This is a genomic window from Rhodopseudomonas pseudopalustris (assembly GCF_900110435.1).
GTDB classification, from domain to species: domain Bacteria; phylum Pseudomonadota; class Alphaproteobacteria; order Rhizobiales; family Xanthobacteraceae; genus Rhodopseudomonas; species Rhodopseudomonas pseudopalustris.
The window spans coordinates 386,483-405,247 of record NZ_FODT01000002.1 but is presented as its reverse complement, the minus strand read 5'-3'; the positions used below and the strand labels follow the sequence as shown (position 1 = coordinate 405,247).

17 protein-coding genes are annotated in these 18,765 nt (G+C 63.8%); 8 read left to right on the top strand and 9 right to left on the bottom strand.

What is annotated here, in order from left to right; translation table 11 throughout:
* Nucleotides 1-38: 38 nt before the first annotated feature.
* Together BMY71_RS05230 and aadR are read right to left on the bottom strand one after the other, a co-directional pair.
* On the bottom strand, nt 39-1,295 hold the full coding sequence (locus BMY71_RS05230) for a cyclic nucleotide-gated ion channel (protein WP_041805741.1): 1,257 nt from the start codon (nt 1,293-1,295) through the stop codon (nt 39-41).
* A 50-nt stretch (nt 1,296-1,345) separates the two neighbouring features.
* Entirely contained in the window at nt 1,346-2,065 is a 720-nt protein-coding gene (gene aadR, locus BMY71_RS05225) for a transcriptional activatory protein AadR (RefSeq protein WP_011501779.1), read from the bottom strand.
* Nucleotides 2,066-2,283: 218 nt separating this feature from the next.
* On the opposite strand from aadR, the gene BMY71_RS05220 reads away from it, so the two are divergent.
* Nucleotides 2,284-2,568, top strand: a complete 285-nt coding sequence (locus tag BMY71_RS05220; protein WP_092682200.1) for a c-type cytochrome — start codon at nt 2,284-2,286, stop codon at nt 2,566-2,568.
* Here BMY71_RS05220 and BMY71_RS05215 read toward each other — a convergent pair.
* Genes BMY71_RS05215 through BMY71_RS05205 form a run of 3 tightly spaced genes read right to left on the bottom strand, consistent with a single transcriptional unit; the run spans nt 2,531 to nt 5,626 of the window.
* The gene (locus tag BMY71_RS05215; RefSeq protein ID WP_092682198.1) at nt 2,531-3,703 is read right to left on the bottom strand and encodes an ABC-type transport auxiliary lipoprotein family protein; all 1,173 of its coding nucleotides are present in this window, start codon (nt 3,701-3,703) and stop codon (nt 2,531-2,533) included. The two genes, BMY71_RS05220 and BMY71_RS05215, sit on opposite strands and share 38 nt — an antisense overlap.
* A 7-nt stretch (nt 3,704-3,710) precedes the next feature.
* Nucleotides 3,711-4,487, bottom strand: coding sequence for an ABC transporter ATP-binding protein (locus tag BMY71_RS05210; RefSeq protein WP_011501776.1), 777 nt, complete (start codon nt 4,485-4,487; stop codon nt 3,711-3,713).
* A gap of 2 nt (nt 4,488-4,489) precedes the next feature.
* Nucleotides 4,490-5,626, bottom strand: a complete 1,137-nt coding sequence (locus tag BMY71_RS05205) for an ABC transporter permease (protein WP_011501775.1) — start codon at nt 5,624-5,626, stop codon at nt 4,490-4,492.
* Between the two features lie 178 nt (nt 5,627-5,804).
* On the opposite strand from BMY71_RS05205, the gene BMY71_RS05200 reads away from it, so the two are divergent.
* On the top strand, nt 5,805-6,215 hold the full coding sequence (locus BMY71_RS05200) for a hypothetical protein (RefSeq protein ID WP_041805186.1): 411 nt from the start codon (nt 5,805-5,807) through the stop codon (nt 6,213-6,215).
* Between the two features lie 73 nt (nt 6,216-6,288).
* Here the strand turns inward: BMY71_RS05200 and BMY71_RS05195 are convergent, their stop codons facing one another.
* Entirely contained in the window at nt 6,289-9,012 is a 2,724-nt protein-coding gene (locus BMY71_RS05195) for a bifunctional acetate--CoA ligase family protein/GNAT family N-acetyltransferase (protein ID WP_092682196.1), read from the bottom strand.
* 131 nt (nt 9,013-9,143) lie between these two features.
* Nucleotides 9,144-9,572, bottom strand: coding sequence for a CBS domain-containing protein (locus tag BMY71_RS05190; RefSeq protein WP_041805185.1), 429 nt, complete (start codon nt 9,570-9,572; stop codon nt 9,144-9,146).
* A gap of 226 nt (nt 9,573-9,798) precedes the next feature.
* Between BMY71_RS05190 and BMY71_RS05185 the strand changes: the two genes are divergently transcribed.
* Entirely contained in the window at nt 9,799-11,364 is a 1,566-nt protein-coding gene (locus BMY71_RS05185; protein ID WP_092682194.1) for a bifunctional aminoglycoside phosphotransferase/ATP-binding protein, read from the top strand.
* Here the strand turns inward: BMY71_RS05185 and BMY71_RS05180 are convergent.
* Nucleotides 11,346-13,106, bottom strand: a complete 1,761-nt coding sequence (locus tag BMY71_RS05180) for a PHA/PHB synthase family protein (protein ID WP_092682467.1) — start codon at nt 13,104-13,106, stop codon at nt 11,346-11,348. The two genes, BMY71_RS05185 and BMY71_RS05180, sit on opposite strands and share 19 nt — an antisense overlap.
* Before the next feature lie 248 nt (nt 13,107-13,354).
* On the opposite strand from BMY71_RS05180, the gene BMY71_RS24805 reads away from it, so the two are divergent.
* Entirely contained in the window at nt 13,355-13,813 is a 459-nt protein-coding gene (locus BMY71_RS24805; RefSeq protein ID WP_175557613.1) for a cation-transporting P-type ATPase, read from the top strand.
* Here the strand turns inward: BMY71_RS24805 and BMY71_RS05170 are convergent.
* A complete protein-coding gene (locus BMY71_RS05170) occupies nt 13,761-14,585 on the bottom strand; it encodes a universal stress protein (protein WP_011501768.1) in 825 nt (274 codons plus the stop codon). The two genes, BMY71_RS24805 and BMY71_RS05170, sit on opposite strands and share 53 nt — an antisense overlap.
* A 184-nt stretch (nt 14,586-14,769) precedes the next feature.
* Here BMY71_RS05170 and BMY71_RS05165 point away from each other — a divergent pair, with 184 nt between their 5' ends.
* The 4 genes from BMY71_RS05165 (at nt 14,770) to fixJ (ending at nt 18,719) form a co-directional block, all read left to right on the top strand.
* Nucleotides 14,770-15,603 (top strand): universal stress protein, encoded by an 834-nt coding sequence (locus BMY71_RS05165; RefSeq protein WP_011501767.1) that lies wholly within the window; start codon nt 14,770-14,772, stop codon nt 15,601-15,603.
* A gap of 90 nt (nt 15,604-15,693) precedes the next feature.
* Nucleotides 15,694-16,425 (top strand): CBS domain-containing protein, encoded by a 732-nt coding sequence (locus BMY71_RS05160; protein ID WP_011501766.1) that lies wholly within the window; start codon nt 15,694-15,696, stop codon nt 16,423-16,425.
* A 154-nt stretch (nt 16,426-16,579) separates the two neighbouring features.
* Complete coding sequence (gene fixL / locus BMY71_RS05155) at nt 16,580-18,112, top strand: sensor protein FixL (RefSeq protein ID WP_011501765.1); 1,533 nt, start codon at nt 16,580-16,582, stop codon at nt 18,110-18,112.
* Nucleotides 18,102-18,719 carry a response regulator FixJ gene (gene fixJ / locus BMY71_RS05150; RefSeq protein WP_092682190.1) on the top strand — a complete coding sequence of 206 codons (618 nt, stop codon included), beginning with the start codon at nt 18,102-18,104 and terminating at the stop codon, nt 18,717-18,719. Before fixL ends, fixJ begins: the two co-directional genes overlap by 11 nt.
* Nucleotides 18,720-18,765 lie beyond the last annotated feature (46 nt).

Genomic DNA, 18,765 nt, shown 5'->3' with positions numbered 1-18,765 from the left:
ATCGGAACGGGAACGTTGTTCTCTTTTTCTACGGCCTACTAAGCGGTCTTTTCCAAGGTCACATCTTTCTCCGAACTCACCTCATCCTGGCCTTCGAGATCGGCGATCTCGAGATTCAGATTGCGGCCCGTGCGACCCTCGACAATCTGGTCTATCTTGCGTGCGATGCCGGGTTCGCGGCTGATTAAAGCCCGCAAGTCAGCGGCGTCGAGCACCAGCAGCCTGACCCGCGACACCGCCTTCACCGTCGCAGAGCGCTCCGCCCGCTTCAGTACCGCGATCTCTCCGAAGAAGTGCCCGGTGCCGAGCCTTATTCGGCGGCCCTTCTCTTCTGGCCCAAGCTCGATCTCAACGTCGCCTTCGGCGATGAAATACATCGCGGTCGCCGGATCGCCGCGGCGGAAGATGACGTCGCCACGGTCGATCTGCCGCGCCTGAAGCAACTGCATGATATGGGCAATGTCACCCGCGGTGAGGTGCGAGAACAGCGGCACCCTCGCCACCATGCTCCAGTTGACGATGAAATCGCGGCGGTGGATCACATCGGAAAAAGCATTGGCGACGATGCCGACCGGAAGCGCGATCATCACCAGCCCGCCAACGATGGTGACCGATGCGATCATCCGGCCGACGCCGGTCACCGGCACCACATCGCCATAGCCGATCGTGGTCAGCGTCACGATCGCCCACCACATTGCATCGGGAATTGTGCCGAACTTGTCCGGCTGCGCGTGGCCCTCGACGATATGCATCGCGGTCGCGGACACCAGCGTGGCGCAGCCCAAAATCACCAGGCAGGCCAGCAGCGCGCGCCGTTCGGATTCCAGCACTTCCAGCAGCGACCGCATTCCGGACGAGTAACGGGCGAATTTCAGGACCCGCAGCACCCGCAGGATGATCAGCACCCGCAGATCGTCGAAGCCGAGCATCGCCACCCACAGCGGCATTACTGCGAGGCAATCGACGATGCCCTGCGGGCTGATCATGTAGGCCCAGCCGGCCCTGAGCGCGCTCGTCTCGCGGTACGGGACATGCTCCGCTGCAATCCAGATCCGGACGTAGTACTCGATCGAGAAGAACACTAGGCAGACGAATTCGAGCGCGTGAAACAGCGGCTCGTATCCCTCGCGGAACCGCGGCACCGACTCCACCACCGTAACGCCGATGCTGAGTGTGATGAAGAAGATGATGACGCGATTGACGCTCACGCCGACGCGCGTGCTTTCCGCGTGCGATTCGAGAATTTCGTAGATGTATTGCCGTGCTCTCAGATGGAGCGACCGGTCGTGACGCATCATTGGGCCTCGAATGGGCCCCGAGCGGACGCGCCGTTAGACGAACCGGTTCAGGCCGCGGCGAGCGCGTCGAAACGCTTCGGATCCAGCACGCGTACCCCGTCCGGGACGATCACGATCAACTTTTCCCGCTCCAGCTTGGTGAAGGTGCGGCTTACGGTTTCAATGGTCAGCCCCAGGAAGTCGGCGATATCCTGCCGTCCCATCGGCAAACTGACGGTCTTGGTGACGCCTTCGAGCCGGGCAAGTCGATCGCGCCAGCCGACCAGAAAGGCCGCGACCTTCTCTTCGGCGGAGCGGCGTCCGAGCAGCAGCATCTGATCCTGCGCCAGGCTGAGTTCGCGCGTGGCGAACTCGTTCATCCGCATCAGCATATGCGGCTTGTTTTCGATGAAGCGCAGGAACGGCCCACGGAAGAATTTGCAGACGGTGACACCGCCGATCGCATCCGCCGAGAACGAGTAGCGGGCCGAAGGCGCCATCCCGAGAAAATCGCCAGGCAACGCAAATCCGATGATCTGACGGCGGCCGTCGGGCAACAACTTGTAGAGCCGCGCGATGCCTTCGACCAGGCTGTAGACCGCATCGGCGACTTCATCCTCCGAGAACAGGGCTTCCTTCGCCCCGTAGCGAACGTGCTGGGCGAGGCGTTCGAACTCCTCGTGCTCCGCCTGTTCCAGCTCGCCACAAATTGCCAGCGGGCGCACCGCGCAATGCGTGGCGCAACGGAAACCGTCGCAGTTCGAGTTCGGAAAAGCGAGGTGCGGCATCCATTACTCCATGCGGTCGCTAGATCTACTGCTTTGCCGCGCACTGCCATCGAATGATCGCGTACCATGCGCTAAAAAAGTTAATATGTCGGCAAATCGTCAAGGCGGCTTGACACAGATCAAGGCCATTCAGCCTGTCTCCATCGATGGTCGGGTGCGCAATTGCGCCTTTTCTAGACAGAGCGCCAATGCGAATTGTTTCCGGGTTTTCCGCGATTATGCTTCTGATGGTCAGCACTGCTTCGGCGTCGACAGACGTCGAGCGGCGGGGACTGGTATTTGCCAAATCGCATTGCGCGCGCTGCCACGCAATCGGCCGGACCGGCAAAAGTCGATTGAAGAAAGCGCCGCCGTTCCGCACGTTGCACAACCACTATCCGGTCGAGACTCTGGCCGAGGCGTTCGCCGAGGGCATTTACACCGGACATTCGAAGATGCCGGCGTTCGAGCTCGAGCCGGATCAGATCAACGACCTTTTGTCGTACCTGAAGAGCCTGGAGTAACCGGTCTCGCCTCACCTGCGCCGGTGGCCAGACTATCCACGGTCCATAGGATCAACGCTTTGGCGGTGGCGTCGAAGGCCGTTTCGAAGGCCGCAACGGCCGCTGCGGGCTCTGGGTTACCTAATTTGGACGACTGCTGAAACAGCCGCGCCGCGACGAGCTTTCCGCCCTTGTCGATGATCTTGGCGCCGAAGGCGACTTCAGCGACCAGCTCAGCCTCGCGGCCGGCGATCTGAAAACTTCTAAGGTCGATGAGCAACTGATAATCCGGCTGCACTGCATCGTTCGGCCGCAGCGGCGGATGAGCGATGTCGTAGTTTTCGAAGCTCTGGATCAGCTTTTCCTGGAGCATTTTCGGAATGCTGTCGCTCCATTGCGCACCGGCGAAGGCCGGCAGTTCGAGGCCGGGCGCCAACAGCATTTTCTGAGAATCGTACAGCACCACCGTGGTCGGCTCCGGAATGGTGAGTTGGCCTCGGATCGACTTGGTCGGCGGCGGAAAGCCCTTGGCGGGCTGGAGATCGTACACGACCTTTTTCACCACCGGCTCGTTGGCCCCGGTCATCCGCTCGACGCCGCCGAGAATACCATCGAGCTTGCCGGTCTTGTTCGACAGCCATTCCGAGAAGGTCTTCAGATTCCCGATTGTCTCCTTCAATGGCTGCGAATTCTCACCGAGCACCGAATCGACCTTGCGCAGCGCCTCGCGCGCCGCCTGGGTCATGCTCATCCCCGCGCCCGGCTCCGCGATCAAGGTGGTGGCGATTGCAGATCCCGTCAGATCCTTGCCGCCCTCCAGCGCAACCACCGGCACGCCAGTGAGCCCCTGGAAGTCGAGCCCGACCCTGGTGTCCGGCCGCACCGGCGTATCGGTCGCCACCGCGATCGTCGCGTTGACGCGGCGCGGATCGTCGGTCGCAAGCCCGAGCGCGGTAACCTCGCCGACGCGGATGCCGTTGAACAATACGGCGGCGCCGACCAGCAGGCCCGGCACCGGATCGCGAAACTGGATGTGATAACTGGTGCGCGCGCCGATCCCGCTGGTGTTGTGCAGCCAGAACACGAAGCCGAACACCGCGAGGATGGCCGCAAGCACGAACGCACCGACAATGACGAAGGGAGCACGGGTTTCCATGGGCGTTCTAGTCCTGTTTGGGGCGCAGCATCTCCGAGCGCTTGCCGTGGAAATAGGCGCGCACCCAGGGATGTTCGGATTGCAGCAGTTCGGTCATCGGGCCGATCGCCACGATCTTGCCGTCGGCCAGGGCCGCGACGCGGTCGCAGACGACGTTGAGGCTGGCGAGATCGTGGGTCACCATGAACACAGTCAGCCCGAGCGTGGTCTGCAGCGTCTTGATGAGCTGATCGAAATCGCCGGCGGCGATCGGATCGAGGCCGGAGGTCGGCTCGTCGAGAAACACAATGCTTGGATCCAGCGCCAGCGCACGCGCGAGCGCGACGCGCTTGGTCATGCCGCCTGAGAGCTGCGCCGGGTATTTGTCCCAGTCGTCAGGCGCAATGCCGACCATCTCGAGCTTGGCGGTCGCGATTTCGTCCTGCAGCTTCTCCGAGATGTCGAGCATCTCGCGCAGCGGAAACTGCACGTTCTGCCGCGCGGTCAGCGACGAGAACAGCGCGCCCTGCTGGAACAGGATGCCCCATGTGGCGGCGACCGCCGTGCCGCGGCCGAGCCCAAGATCGCTGTCCCGCCCCATCACCGTGATGCGCCCTTCCTGCTTCGGGATCAGGCCGATGATGGTGCGCATCAGCACCGATTTGCCGCCCCCTGAGGCGCCGACCAGGCCGAGAATTTCGCCGCGGCGGACATCGAGCGACAGATGATCGATCACGATCTGGTGGCCAAAACCAACCACGAGTTCGGAAACGCGAATAGAATAAAGATCGGCGAATGCGTCCATCGCTACAACCCGATCGAGGCGAAGAATACAGCGAACAGGCCATCGAGCACGATCACCAGAAAGATCGACTTCACCACCGAAGTGGTGGTCTGCAGGCCGAGCGACTCGGCGCTGCCCTTGACCCGCAGGCCCTCGCTGCAGGCGACGATGCCGATCACCAGCGCCATGAACGGCGCCTTCCAGATCCCGACCTCGAAACTGTTGAGCGACACCGCCTCGTGCAACCGCGCGATGTATACCGCGGGCTGCATGCCGCCGTAGAACCACGCGGTCAGCAATCCGCCGTACAGCGCCGACATCGATCCAATGAAGGTCAGGATCGGCAGCGCGATCACCAGCGCGATGATGCGTGGCAGGATCAGCACCTCGACCGGGTCGAGCCCCATGGTCGATAGCGCGTCGATCTCCTCGCGCATTTTCATCGAGCCGAGTTCGGCCGTGTAGGCGCTGCCCGAGCGGCCGGCGACCATGATGGCGACGATCAGAACGCCGATCTCGCGCAACACCAGGATGCCGACCATGTCGACCACGTAGGATTCCGCACCAAATTTGCGGAAGTGGAAAATGCCCTGCTGCGCGATGATCGCGCCGATCAAGAAGGTGATCAGCACGACGATCGGGATCGCCCGCCAGCCGACGCGATAGATCTGGTAGGTCAACGAGGTCAGCCGCAGCGAACGCGGCCGCCGCAGCACGCCGAGCAACGCGACGCCGAGCGCACCGAACATGTCGAGGAATACCGCGATGTCCTGCGTGGCGCTCCAGGCTGAGCGACCGACCTGATCGAGTCGCGCGATGATCGGATTGACCTTGGGTTTCGGCGTCGGTCTGTGGCGGTTGACTTGCCGGACCTCTTCGATCAACCCGGCGTAGCGTTCGCCGACCCCGACGAAATGCGCGGTGCGACCAGCCTGCGCGGCCTCGCGTGACGCCTTTTCCAGCAGCCAAGCGCCGATGGTGTCGATCTCGATCACCTCGGTCATGTCGATCTTGAGTGATTTTGCAGCGGCGACCTGCGGCGCGACGCCCTCGAACAGCCGTTCCAGCGCGGCCGATTGGCTGGCGATCCACGCGCCGCCGGGATGCAGTTCCAGCACGTCGCCGTCGGTCACTACAGTCAGAACTGGCGCAGAAATCACTGCCGCTCCTGCCCGGCCTTCAATGCCGCCATCCGATGCTCCGTTTGCGATTCGCGAGCCGCCGGAGCGGCACCCTCGAGCCGACAGCTTGCGTCGCGGGATGCGATTGATGCAAATCAATTATCGCGCCCCGGCGCTGCGTAAGCTTTGTCCCTGCAGCGATGATAGGATCGATCCAATGACCAAGGGCTCTCCGTCCGCCATCCTCAACTCTTCGTTGCCCGCGCGCTTCCGCCAAATCCGGCTCGAGCTTGCGCGCGAGCCCGGACATCCGGAAGGCGAATCGCGGATCGCTTACGTGATCGTAGCGCCGCTCGACGAGAACGACCGGATCGACGCCGAAACCTGGAAGAAGCATCGCGAGGCCTGCCGCGTGGCGCGGCAGCGTCCGCAGCAACCGGACAGTCTCGGCCATTTGGTTCATCGTCCCGGCGGCTCTTGGGCGTTTCAGTACGACGCTGCCGCCAACATCCCGGATGAGGCAGGCTACCACTTCGGCGACGAACGCTTCGTGCAGGGCGAATACGTCTCGATTCGCGAGGAAGGCGACATGCATACTTTCCGCGTCGTGGCGGTGAGCCGGCTATAGGTCTTTCCCGTCGATCGAGCAAGCATCACGCGGCGCCGGCGGCGCGTTCCGAGATATTCAAGCCTCTTGATGTTCAAGATTTGGCGGCGGCGCGAGCCGACTCGTCGGTCAGCGGCAGCGTCACGTTGAGGATGTCCGGTTCGGAGTAATCGGTCTTCGCCTCGAAACCGAGCTGACGGCACATTCCGAGCATCGCGGCGTTCTCGCGGAGCACCTGACCGCAAACGAATTTCAGCCCTTCGGCGCGCGCATATTCGATGATCAGCTTCATCAGGGCCCAACCGAGGCCTTTGCCCTTGAGGTCGGAGCGCAGCAGGATGGCGTATTCGCCGCTTTCGTAGATCGAGTCCGAGTGAATCCGCACCACGCCGAGAGTTTCGCCGGTCGCCTCGTCGATCGCGACGAACGCCATCGCGCGGGCATAGTCGATCTGGGTCAGCCGCGCGATGAAGGCGTGGCTGAACTCCTTCATCGCCGCGAAGAATCGCAGCCGCAGATCCTCGGGTGTCACGTGCTTGAGGAATTCGTGGATCGCCGGCTCGTCGTCGGGCCGGAGCGGACGCGCCAGCACGCGCCAGCCGTCTTTCACGACCAGATGCCGCTGCCATTCCGATGGATACGGCTTCACCGCGAAGGTGCTGTTGCCGAGCCCTGCAAATTTGCGCTCGGCTTTCCGCACGAGGACGCGGGCGTCGATCGCCACCACGCCGCCCTCGTCGGCGAGCAGCGGGTTGATGTCGAGTTCGTGGATCTCCGGAAAGTCCGCCGCTATCTGAGACAGCTTGACGAGCGTCAGCGCAACGGCGCCGTCCTTCACCGCCGGCACGTCACGATAGGCCTGTAGCAGCTTCGATACCCGGGTGCGCGCGATCAGCGAATCGGCGAGCGGCAGATCGAGCGGCGGCAGCGCCAGGGCACGGTCGTCGATCATTTCGACGCCGGTGCCGCCATGGCCGAACGCGATCACCGGTCCGAAGGTCGGATCGTCGGCGATGCCGACCGTCAGCTCGCGCGACTTGCGACGTATGATCATCGGCTGCACGATCACGCCCTCGAGCCGCGCTTTCGGCCGCAGCTTTGCGGCGCGGGCGAGAATTTCGCCGACGGCGGTGCGCACCGCATCGGCGCTGGTGAGGTTGAGCACCACACCGCCGACGTCGGATTTGTGGGTGATGTCACGCGACATCACCTTGACCACCACCGTCACGCCCTGCGCCAGAAACGGCTCGGCCCACGCCACCGCCTCGTCGGCATCGGCCGCAGCCAGCGTCGGGACCATCGGGATCTGATACGCGGCGAACAGCGCACCGACTTCGATCGGATCGAGCCAGGAGCGCCCCTCCCGCAACGCCTTCTCGATCACCAACCGCGCGGCCTCGGTGTCCGGATCGAACTCCTTCGGCAGGCTCGGCGGCACCTCGGTCAAGAGCTGCGCGGCTTCGCGATAGCGCACCAGATTGATGATGCTGCGGACCGCGTCGTCTTCGGTGAGATAGTTCGGAATCGATGCTGCGTCGAAAGCCTTGGTCACGGTGTCGTCAGCGCCCACCCAGACCGCGAACACCGGTTTGAAGAAGGAGCGGCGAACCCGTTCCTCACCGACCACCCGGATCACCGCCTTGGCGATCTCGGCCGACGACGTCATCGCGGTCTGCACATTCATCACCAGGATGGCGTCGTTGTCCGGATCGGCGAGCAACACCTCCAGGGATGCCGCATAGCGTTCGGCATCGGCATCGCCGGTGATGTCGATCGGATTCGAGCCCGACCAGCTCGGCGGCAGAACGGCGTCGAGCTTGTCGCAGATGTCTTTCGAGAGCGTCGCCGGGATGCCGCCGAGTTCTGCCAGCCGATCGACGGCGAGAACGCCGATACCGCCGCCATTGGTCAGGATCGCCACGCGCTTACCGCGCGGGGCGCTGACCCGGCCAAGGGTTTCGGCGCAATCGAACAATTCGCGCAGATCGAACACCCGCAACATGCCGGCGCGGCGGAATGCAGCGCCGTATACGGCGTCGGCGCCGGCGAGCGCGCCGGTGTGCGTCTCGGCCGCCATGGCGCCGTGCGCCATCCGTCCCGATTTGACCACCACCACCGGCTTCACCCGCGCGGCGGCGCGCGCCGCCGACATGAACTTGCGGGCGTCGGTCACCGCCTCGATGTACAGAAGGATCGCGCGGGTCTCGATGTCGGCAGCGTAGAAGTCGAGCATATCGGCGATGTCGACGTCGAGCTGATCGCCGATCGACACGATCCCCGAGAAACCGATGTTCTTGACGGCGGCCCAGTCGACCATACCGGCCGCGATCGCGCCGGACTGCGAAATCAGCGCCAGATTGCCCCGCCGCGGCATATGCGCGGCGAAGCTGGCGTTGAGGTTGGAACTCGGCACCATGATGCCAAGGCAATTCGGGCCGATCAGTCGTATTCCCGATTTGCGCGCGGCGCGATTGGCGGCCTCGGCGTAAGAGCCTTTGCCACGACCCATCTCGGCGCTGATGATGATCGCCCCGGCGACGCCGCGTTCGCCGGCTTCGGCGACGATCTTAGCTACCGTCCGCGAAGGCGCGGTGATGACGATCAGATCCGGTACGAACGAAAGCTCGGCCAGCGCGCGAACCGTCTTGAAGCCGCCAATCTCCGGATAGCGCGGGTTAACGACGCCGATCTCGCCCTTGAAGCCGGCGTTACGCAGATTGTCGAGCACGGCGCGGCCGAGCGATGCTGGCCGCGGGCTTGCGCCGATCACCGCCACCGCGGCAGGCGACAGGAGATTGCTCAATCGATAAGTCGACATCCCACCTCGGCACCGGGCAGCCGGAGGCCGATATCAGCCGTTGCGCGATTCCGGGGCTGCCCGCAACCTGTGTATTACAAATGCCCCGGCGTTTCCAATTTTCGCTACCGCGGCCCAGCGCCGCGCGGCTGTCATTTTACCTTGGTGAAACTCGCGAGAGCCTTGATCACGTCCTCGCGCGAGATGATGCCTTCCAGCTTGCGGTCGGCATCGAGCACCGGGATGCTACGGGTCTGGTGCTCGACCATCAATTGCAGCACCCGCGTCAGCTTGGTGTCGGCATGAACATAGATGAAGTCGGGCGTCATGATGTCGCCGACGGTGCGGTTCATCAGGTCGTCATAATGCGGCAGCATCTGGGTCGGGTGAAAGGCGAAGCAATTGAGAAAATCGTACTTCGTCACCAGCCCGATCGCGCGTGAATCTTCCAACACCGGATAGGCGTTGTAATCGTCGCGCTCGAACTGGTCCTCCAGCTCGCGCATCGTCATTTCCCGCGACACGGATTTCACCGGACGCGTCATGTGGTCGGCAACGATTGCCTCGAGAAACTTGTACAAGCTAATTCCAATCAGTCGAACTGCAGTCGATGGCGTACAAAGTGTATTGAGACACCTGATAATCGCCGTTTCGGGCAAATTGACCGCAGCTTTGCGGAATTGAATTGATCAAGGTCAATCCGGCGCCGTTTTCCCGGGCGTCTTGTTATCCGTGCAATTATGCTCGGCACGTCGGCCTGCGGCGCTGATCCATTTCCGGACAGGTCGCAAGTTCCGAAGTAGCATCATGGCAGAGCCGATCACAGCATCAGACCGGGCGCGGCAGGAAGAAGTGTTCCGGTTTGTCGCCGATCCGGCGACGCATGGCGGCGCGCCCGTCACGCAAATCGACACGCACGGCGCGGCGGTGTTTCTCACCGGTGATCGCGTGCTGAAGATCAAACGCGCGGTGCGTTTCCCGTTTCTCGACTATTCGACGCTGGTGCAGCGCAAGGCGGCCTGCGAGCAGGAACTCCAGGTCAACCGTCGATTCGCGCCGCAGATCTATCGCCAGGTGTTGCCGATCACCCGCGCTGCGGACGGCACGCTGCGGATCGGCGGCGACGGCGAGCCGATCGAGTGGGCGGTCGAGATGCAGCGCTTCGACGAAAGGCGCACGATCGACCATCTCGCAGCCGCCGGTCCGCTCGATCCCGCCCTTGTCGTCGCCATTGCCGATGTAATTGCCGCGTCGCATCGCGCGGCGCCGGAAGCCGCCGCTGCCCCCTGGATCGCATCCATCGTCCCGATCATCGCCGACAATGCCGCAGCGTTCGAAGCCGGCGGCTTTCCGGCCGACGCGGTCGCGGCGCTCGATCGCGCCACCCGCGCCGAATTCGAACGCACGCGTGGGTTGCTCGAATGGCGCGGTGGACAGAGCTTCGTGCGCTGGTGCCACGGCGATCTGCATCTCGCCAATATCGTGCTGATCGACGACGCACCGGTGCTGTTCGACGCGATTGAATTCGATCCGGCATTCGCGTCGGTCGACGTGCTGTACGACCTCGCCTTCGCGTTGATGGATTTCATCCATTACGGCCGCTGCGAGGCCGCCGCCGACCTGCTGAACCGTTATCTTGCGGTGACGCGCGCGCCGAACGGCGACGCGCTCGGCCTGTTGCCTCTGCTGCTGTCATTGCGCGCCGCGATCCGCGCCAAGGTGATGCTGGCGCGGCCCGCCGGCGATGCTGTGACGAAGCGTAGCCACCGACAGACCGCGGAGGCCTATTTCGTCCTCGCCGCGCGCCTGATCGCGCCGCCGCCGCCCCGGCTGATCGCCGTGGGCGGGCTGTCCGGCACCGGAAAGTCGGTGCTGGCCCGCGCGCTCGCCGGCCACATCTCGCCGCTTCCGGGCGCGGTGGTGCTGCGCTCCGACGTCGCGCGCAAGCGGCTGTTCGGCGTCGACGAGACCGAACGGCTGCCCGATACCGCCTATTCAGCTGAGGTGACGGCGCAGGTCTATCGCAACCTCGGCGAACGGGCCGGGCATATTCTGAAGCAAGGTCATTCGGTGATCGTCGATGCGGTGTTCTCGAAAGGCGAGGAGCGGCAGGCGATCGAAGCCATCGCGGCGCAGACAAGGTCCGCGTTCGCGGGTCTGTTTCTGGTCGCCGATCTGAAGACCCGGCTGGATCGCGTCGGCCACCGCGTCGGCGATGCGTCGGACGCGACGCCGGAAATTGTCCGACAGCAGCAGGATTATGAGCAAGGCGAGATCGGCTGGGCCGCGATTGACGCCTCCGGCGGGCCTGGCCAGACGCTGGCGCGCGCCGTGACGGCGCTGAAGCTCGACGTTCAGGCCTGCAGCACGTAATGGCCGGGGGCATCCGGCAGCTCGGCGGCGTTCGTATCCGAAAGCCCGATCCGCGGCGGCGGCACCGGCTGGCCAGATCGTGCCTCGAGCCAGTGCACCCATTCGGTCCACCACGATCCTTCGGCGTGCGGCGCCTCCTTGATCCAATCGTCCGGGCCGATATAGGGACCATCAGCCTCCTTCATCATCACCTGATAGCCGTGCGCTTTCGGCGACGGCGGCGAGACGATGCCGGCATTGTGGCCGCCGCCGGTCAGGCAGAAGGTGATCTCGGCGTCGGCCAGCAGATGGATCTTGAAGGTGGAGCGCCACGGCGCCACGTGGTCGCGCAGCGTGCCGACCACGAACATCGGAGTGTGAATGTCCGACAGCGCGATCGCCCTGTCGTCGACGGTGTAGCGCCCCTCGGCAAGGTCGTTGTCGAGGAACAGCTTGCGCAGATATTCGGAATGCATCCGATACGGCATCCGGGTGGCGTCGGCATTCCACGCCATCAGATCGTTCGGCTCGGACCGCTCTCCCATCAGATAGTCGCGCACCATCCGCGACCAGACCAGATCGTTGGAGCGTAAGATCTGGAAAGCGCCGGCCATCTGCGTGGTGTCGAGCACCCCGCGCTTCCACATCATGTCCTCGAGAAAAGCCACCTGGCTTTCATTGATGAACAGAGTTAACTCGCCGGCTTCGGTGAAGTCGGTCTGGGCCGCGAACAGCGTGATCGATCGCAGCCGATCGTCGCCATCGCGCGACATCGCCGCCGCCGCGATCGACAGCAATGTGCCGCCGAGGCAATAGCCGACCGCGTGGATCGGCTGGTGCGGGACGATCGCACGGATGGTCTCGATCGCAGCCATCACGCCGAGCCGGCGATAGTCCTCCAGCGTGAGATCCCGGTGTTTCGCCGTCGGATTGCGCCACGAGACCATGAAGACGGTGAAGCCCTGTTCGGTGAGGTACTTCACCAATGAGTTGTGCGGCGACAAATCGAGAATGTAGTACTTCATGATCCAGGCCGGCACGATCAGGATCGGCTCCGGCCGAACCTCCCCCGTTGCGGGCGCATATTGGATCAGCTCGATCAGATCGTTGCTGTAGACCACCTTGCCCGGCGTCACCGCGACGTCGCGCCCGACCTCGAAATCGTGCTTCAGGTCGGTGTCGTGCGACATCGTCTGCAGCAGATCCTCCCACCAATTCCGCAGGCCTGCGGTGACGTTGCCGCCTTCGGACGTGAGAGTGCGGCGGATCACCTCGGGATTCGTGAGCGCGAAGTTCGACGGCGCAAACACGTCGAGCATCTGCCGCATGGCGAATTCGACGATCTTCGCGTTCTGCTGGGACACGCCGCGGATCCCGTTGGTGGCGTCGCGCCACCATTCCTCGGCGAGCAGAAAACTCTGCGCCATGAGGTTGAATGGCGGCTGCCGCCATTCCGGCCCGGCAAAGCGTCGATCCTGCGGCTGCGGCGTGATCAGCGACCACGGAGGCGCGGGATGGACAGCGGCTTGCGCCAATTGCGCGGCGCCGCGCAGCGCATCCTGCGCGAGGTCGAGCCGGCGCGCCGGCGCCCAAAACAGATGCGAGAGCCAGTCGGCATAAGCGAGCGACAGTGCGGTCGGCGACAGCCCGCCGGTCAGCGGCGCCAGCGCGGCGTGCAGCGAGCGGTCGCTGTCGGTCGACCCGACATGCCTGACCGGCGCTTGCGGCGCTACGGCAATTGGGTTTGACGGCGTTTGCAGCATCATCGCCTCATGTCGGTGCGGGCCAGTTCGGCGTGAAAACGGTCGGGACTCTTGCGAAATCGTCGAGCGGATTCACGGCACGGCATTGCGATACACATATAGGATGGCGAAATCGTCATCTCGCAGTCCTGCATCCAAGCGACGCAACGCAGCTTGCCCGATGGTTAAGGAAGCGTCACGTCGGATCGGCGAGAGAGCATCCCATTCGGCGATTTGGCGTCGTTGACGCCAATCAATGCAGGGGTCACGTGAAAGACCAAGCGCAGTTCTGGCTGTCATCGATCGATGCCCTGCTCGCTGAGTCCAACAGCCAGCGCACGGGGCTGACCTCCGGCGAGGCCGCGCAGCGGTTGCTGCGTTATGGCCACAACGCATTCCATCAGCCGATCCGACAGGCGCTCCTCGCGGTGGGCGCTGCGCCGATCGGTGGCTGTCGCCATCGCGCTGGTGATCGGCCCGCTGCGGACGGTGTTCGGATGGTCGATCGGGGTCGAGGTGCCTTGGCGCTCGGCGCGATCGTCGTGTGTTATCTGGCCTGCGCTGAAATTGCCAAGCGCCTGGTGCTGAAGCGAGTGGACGTCATCAACAGCCCGGCTGATGTTTGTCGCGCGATTTTCCCCGAAGACCGGGATCCATTTCCAGGACGATCATGCATCAGCGCGCCAGCAAGGCGCAGCGGGCGGTCTGCTCGATCAGGTGCTGGGTGACGCCGCCAAGGATCCATTCGCGGAATCGCGAGTGCCCATAGGCACCGGCGACGACAATTCCGGCGCGGACCTGGGTTGCGACCGTATCGAGTTGCCTGGCGACATCGCCGGCCGGCGCCGGCACCTCGCCTGTGGCGTGAATATGATGGCGCGACAGCCAGTCGACTACATCGTGAACGCCGGCAAGCGCGTCGGCGCGGCTGCCGTCATGTTCGACGATCTCCACCACTGTGACGTGGCTTGCTTGACGCAGAAGCGGGAGCGCATTGACGATCGCGCGGCGTGCCTCCGGATTGTCCTTCCACGCCACCAGCACGCTCGACAGATCGACGCGACAATTATCGTCGGGGACAACCAGCAACGGCCGTCCGATCTGCATCACCAGATCCGCCGGATCGGCCAAGGCAAACGGGTCGGTCAGCGGCCCGGCGGCGCGGCTGATCACGATGTCCGCAGCGCGCGCCTGCTGCACGATGTACTTAGCCGGCTGGTCGATCGCCGAGCGCCATTGCAGCTCCCGCGCATGGCCGCCCATCGCCTGCCGGAATTCGGCTTCCACTTCGCCAAGGCGCTGCCGGATCGCAGCGAGTCCGTGCTCGAGCAGCCGCTCGGCCTGATCCCCGGAGGTAAAGTAGAGTGGCGGACTGATGTCAGAGGCCGCGATGCCGATCACCCGGGCTTCGAACCGTTCTGCGAGTTCAGCGGCGATCCCGAGCTGACACGCATTCGTATGATCGCAAGACAAGGTCACCATCATCGTCGAATAGGTCATCGGTATCCCCCCAGCGCATCCACCCCGAACTAACCGTATTGTTCGGGGCATCCTCATTGCTGCAATTGAGCCATGTTTCTGCAACGGGGCCAAGCCCGCACGATGAGCTAGATCAAAGTACGGCGCGTCAACGCCGGTATATTTCGCCGAAACTCGGAACAGGCATTATGCGGGGAACACTGCCATGCTGAATGATATTGTCGTGCATATTCCGGCGGACCGACCGGCTGATGGCATCGTCGGCTGCGCCGTCTCGATCGCCAAAGCGTTCGGCGCGCATCTCGACGGCATCGTCTGCACCTATCAGCCGATCAATCCGGCGATTGTCGTCGGCGCGTCGGCGGCGTACTACGCAGCAGCCAATCAGTACAACACCGACAATGACGAAGCGGCGGCGCGCCTGGACCAATTCGAAATCGCGGCCCGCGCCGCGGGTATCACCCATGGCGCGCGCAGCATCTGCGACACTCCGGTGCTTGCCAATGAGTCGCTGTCGGAGATCTCGCGGCTGTACGACCTCAGCGTCGTGCCACAGCCCGATCGCGCCAAGCCGGGCCACCAGGATCCGCTGCCGGAGAGCATCCTGTTCAATTCCGGCAAACCCATGCTGATGGTGCCTTACATCCATACAGGGCCGATGCAGCTAGATCGCATGCTGATCTGCTGGGACGGCGGACGCCAGGCCGCGCGCGCCGTGCATGACGCGATGCCGTTTCTACGCCGCGCCAAGACCATCGATGTCGTGGCCGTCAACGAGGATGAGGAGGATGTCGGCCAGTCGTCGACCGACGCCCTGCTGGCGCATCTGCTGCGCCACGACCTCGCTGCCACCGCGCACCGCTACACCTCACCCCCGGGCAATATCCACAACACCATCCTGTCGCTGGCCGCCGATCTCGGCGCCGACATGCTGGTGATGGGCGGCTACGGCCATTCGCGGCTGCGCGAATTCATCCTCGGCGGCGTGACCCGCGGCATCTTCAAGTCGCTGACGCTGCCGGCGCTGATCTCGCACTGAGGCGACACGACCGGCCGCCGACGCATCGATGCCGGAGTCGCCGGGCGCTAGACGATTGACGGCACAGCCGTGCCGGAGGAGAGCCAGATCATGCGTGCGCAGCAGATCATGACGGAACAGGTGATGACGATCGGGCCCGAAGCCTCGATTATCGACGCCGCCAATGTAATGCTCGAAAACCACGTCAGCGGCCTGCCGGTGGTCGACGCCGACGGCAAACTGGTCGGCATCATCTCGGAAGGCGACTTCATCCGCCGCGCTGAGCTCGGCACCCAGCGCAAACGCAGCCGCTGGCTGCGGCTGCTGCTCGGCCCAGGAACCTGTGCTGCCGACTTCGTCCACGAGCACGGCCGCAAGGTCGGCGAGGTGATGACCCATCATCCGCATACGATCACGGAAGACACGCCGATCGAGGCCATCGTCAAGACGATGGAGAAGCATCACGTCAAGCGCCTGCCGGTGATGCGCGGCGACCTGCTGGTCGGCATCGTCACCCGCAAGAACTTGCTGCGCGCGGTCGCCAACCTGGCGCGCGAAGTTCCGGACCCGAGCGCGGCCGACGACAAGATCCGCGAGAAGATCGTCGCCGAAATCGAACGCAACGACTGGCGACCGTTCGGGCTCAGCGTGCTGGTGCGCGAAGGCGTCGTGCACCTTAGCGGCGTGATCACCGAGGAGCGCTCGCGCCAGGCGGCGATCGTCGCCGCGGAGAATGTATGCGGGGTCAGGGAGGTGCACGATCACCTTTGCTGGGTCGACACCATGTCCGGCTTCTACTTGAATTCGCCGGAGGACGATCGCTCCGCCAAGAAGCAGCGCTGAGCGCGGCGCGCCGGCCGGCGCGCAGGGGCTTGACAGGCTCGACGACTGCGGCAAACGGATGGTTTGCCGCAGCGCGTTTTGTTGTGCACCGCGTCCGTTGCGGATCGGAACACCGCTATGATAAGACTAAGACAATGAATGACGAAGGTAGCGCGTGACGGATCAAGCCCAATCGTCATCGGAGGCCCTGGCGCGCGATAGGCGGCTGCAGCAGGGCATCGATAGCTACGGCGTGGGAAGTTGGGAATTGAATCTCGCCACGCGGGAATTGGCGTGGTCTGCGACGACGCGACGATTGCTCGGTGTCGCGCCCGACGCACCGGTCGACTTCGACACCTTCGTCTCTCTGGTCGATCCGGAAGACCGCGACCGCGTCACGCAGGCGGTGCAGCGCACGATCGAGCACAGCGAGTACCTCGACATCATGTTTCGGGTCGCCGACAGGGGCCAGCCGAGCCATTGGCTGCGCGCCCGCGGCGGTCTCGTCAGGGAGAACGGCACGGCCGGCTACCTGTGCGGCATCGTGCTCGACATCGACCAGCAGAAGGTGCTCGAACAGGAACTTCGGCTGCAGCAGAATCAGCTCCGCTCGATTCTCGACACGGTGCCTGATGCGATGATCCTGATCGACGGCCGCGGCATCATGCGGTTCTTCTCCAGCGCCGCAGAGCGGATGTTCGGACTGTCCGAGAGAGAAGCGATCGGCCAGAACATCAGCATCCTGATGCCCCGGCCGGACGCGTCACGCCACGACAATTACATTTCCCGCTACAGCAATACGGGCGAGCGCCACATTATCGGCATCGGCCGCATCGTCACCGGCCAGCGCAAGGACGGCACCACCTTCCCGATCCATCTGTCGATCGGCGAGATGGTGTCCAGCGGCGAGCGATATTTCACGGGATTCATCCGCGACCTCACCGAATATCAGCAGACCCAGGCGCGGCTGCACGAACTGCAGGCGGAGCTGGTGCACGTCTCGCGGCTGACAGCGATGGGCGAGATGGCGTCGGCGTTGGCGCACGAGCTCAATCAGCCGCTGTCGGCAATCAGCAACTACATGAAGGGCTCGCGCCGGCTGCTCGCGGGGAGCAGCGACCCGAACATCTCCAAGATCGAAAACGCGATGGAGCGCGCCGCCGAGCAGGCACTGCGCGCAGGCCAGATCATCCGACGGCTGCGCGACTTCGTCGCCCGCGGCGAATCCGAAAAGCGGGTCGAGAGCCTCGCCAAGCTGGTCGAGGAAGCCGGTGCGCTGGGCCTGACCGGCGCGCGCGAGCAGGGCGTGGTGCTGCGCTTCCACATGGACCAGGCCAACGATCTGGTGCTGGTCGACCGCGTGCAGATCCAGCAAGTGCTCGTCAATCTGTTCCGAAATGCGCTCGAGGCGATGGCGACTTCACGGCGCAAGGAGTTGTCCGCGTCGAATGCACGGGTGGCGGACGACATGATCGAGGTGACGGTGGCCGACAGCGGCAGCGGCATCCCCGACGACGTCAAGGCCAAACTGTTCCAGACATTTTTCACTACCAAGGACACCGGAATGGGCGTTGGACTATCCATCAGCCGCTCGATCATCGAGGCCCATGGCGGCCGGATGTGGGCTGAAACCAACAGCGCTGGCGGCGCGACGTTTCGCTTCACGCTGCCGATGGCGCCGGGCGAGGACGTGACCGATGCCGCATAAGGGAATCGTCTATGTGATCGACGACGACCAGGCGATGCGGGAGTCGATCGACTTCCTGCTCACCTCCGCCAATTACGAAGTCCGCCTGTTCGAATCCGCGCCGGCCTTTCTCGATGCCATGGCCGATGTCGAATTCGGCTGCGTGCTGTCCGACGTGCGAATGCCCGGAATCGATGGGCTCGATTTGTTGAAACGGCTGAAGGCCAGCCGGAGCCGGTTGCCAGTCGTGATCATGACCGGGCACGGCGACGTCCCGCTCGCGGTCGAGGCGATGAAGCTCGGCGCGGTCGACTTCATCGAGAAGCCGTTCGACGACGACCGGCTGATCGGCATGATCGAGACCTCCCTGAAACTGGCCGGCGAAGAGGCCAAGAGCGAAGCGGTGTCGCAAGATATCGTGGCGCGAATCCAGTCGCTCAGCCCGCGCGAGCTTCAGGTGATGGAGGGGCTGATCGCCGGAATGTCGAACAAGGCGATCGCCCGCGAGTTCGATATCAGCCCGCGTACCATCGAAGTCTACCGCGCCAACGTCATGACCAAGATGCAGGCCAGCAGCCTGTCGGAACTTGTCCGGATGGCGATGCGTGGCGGCGTGATCAAGGATTGAGGCAGATCAACCTGCTTCGTACGCCGGCGCCTATTCTCGCGACCAT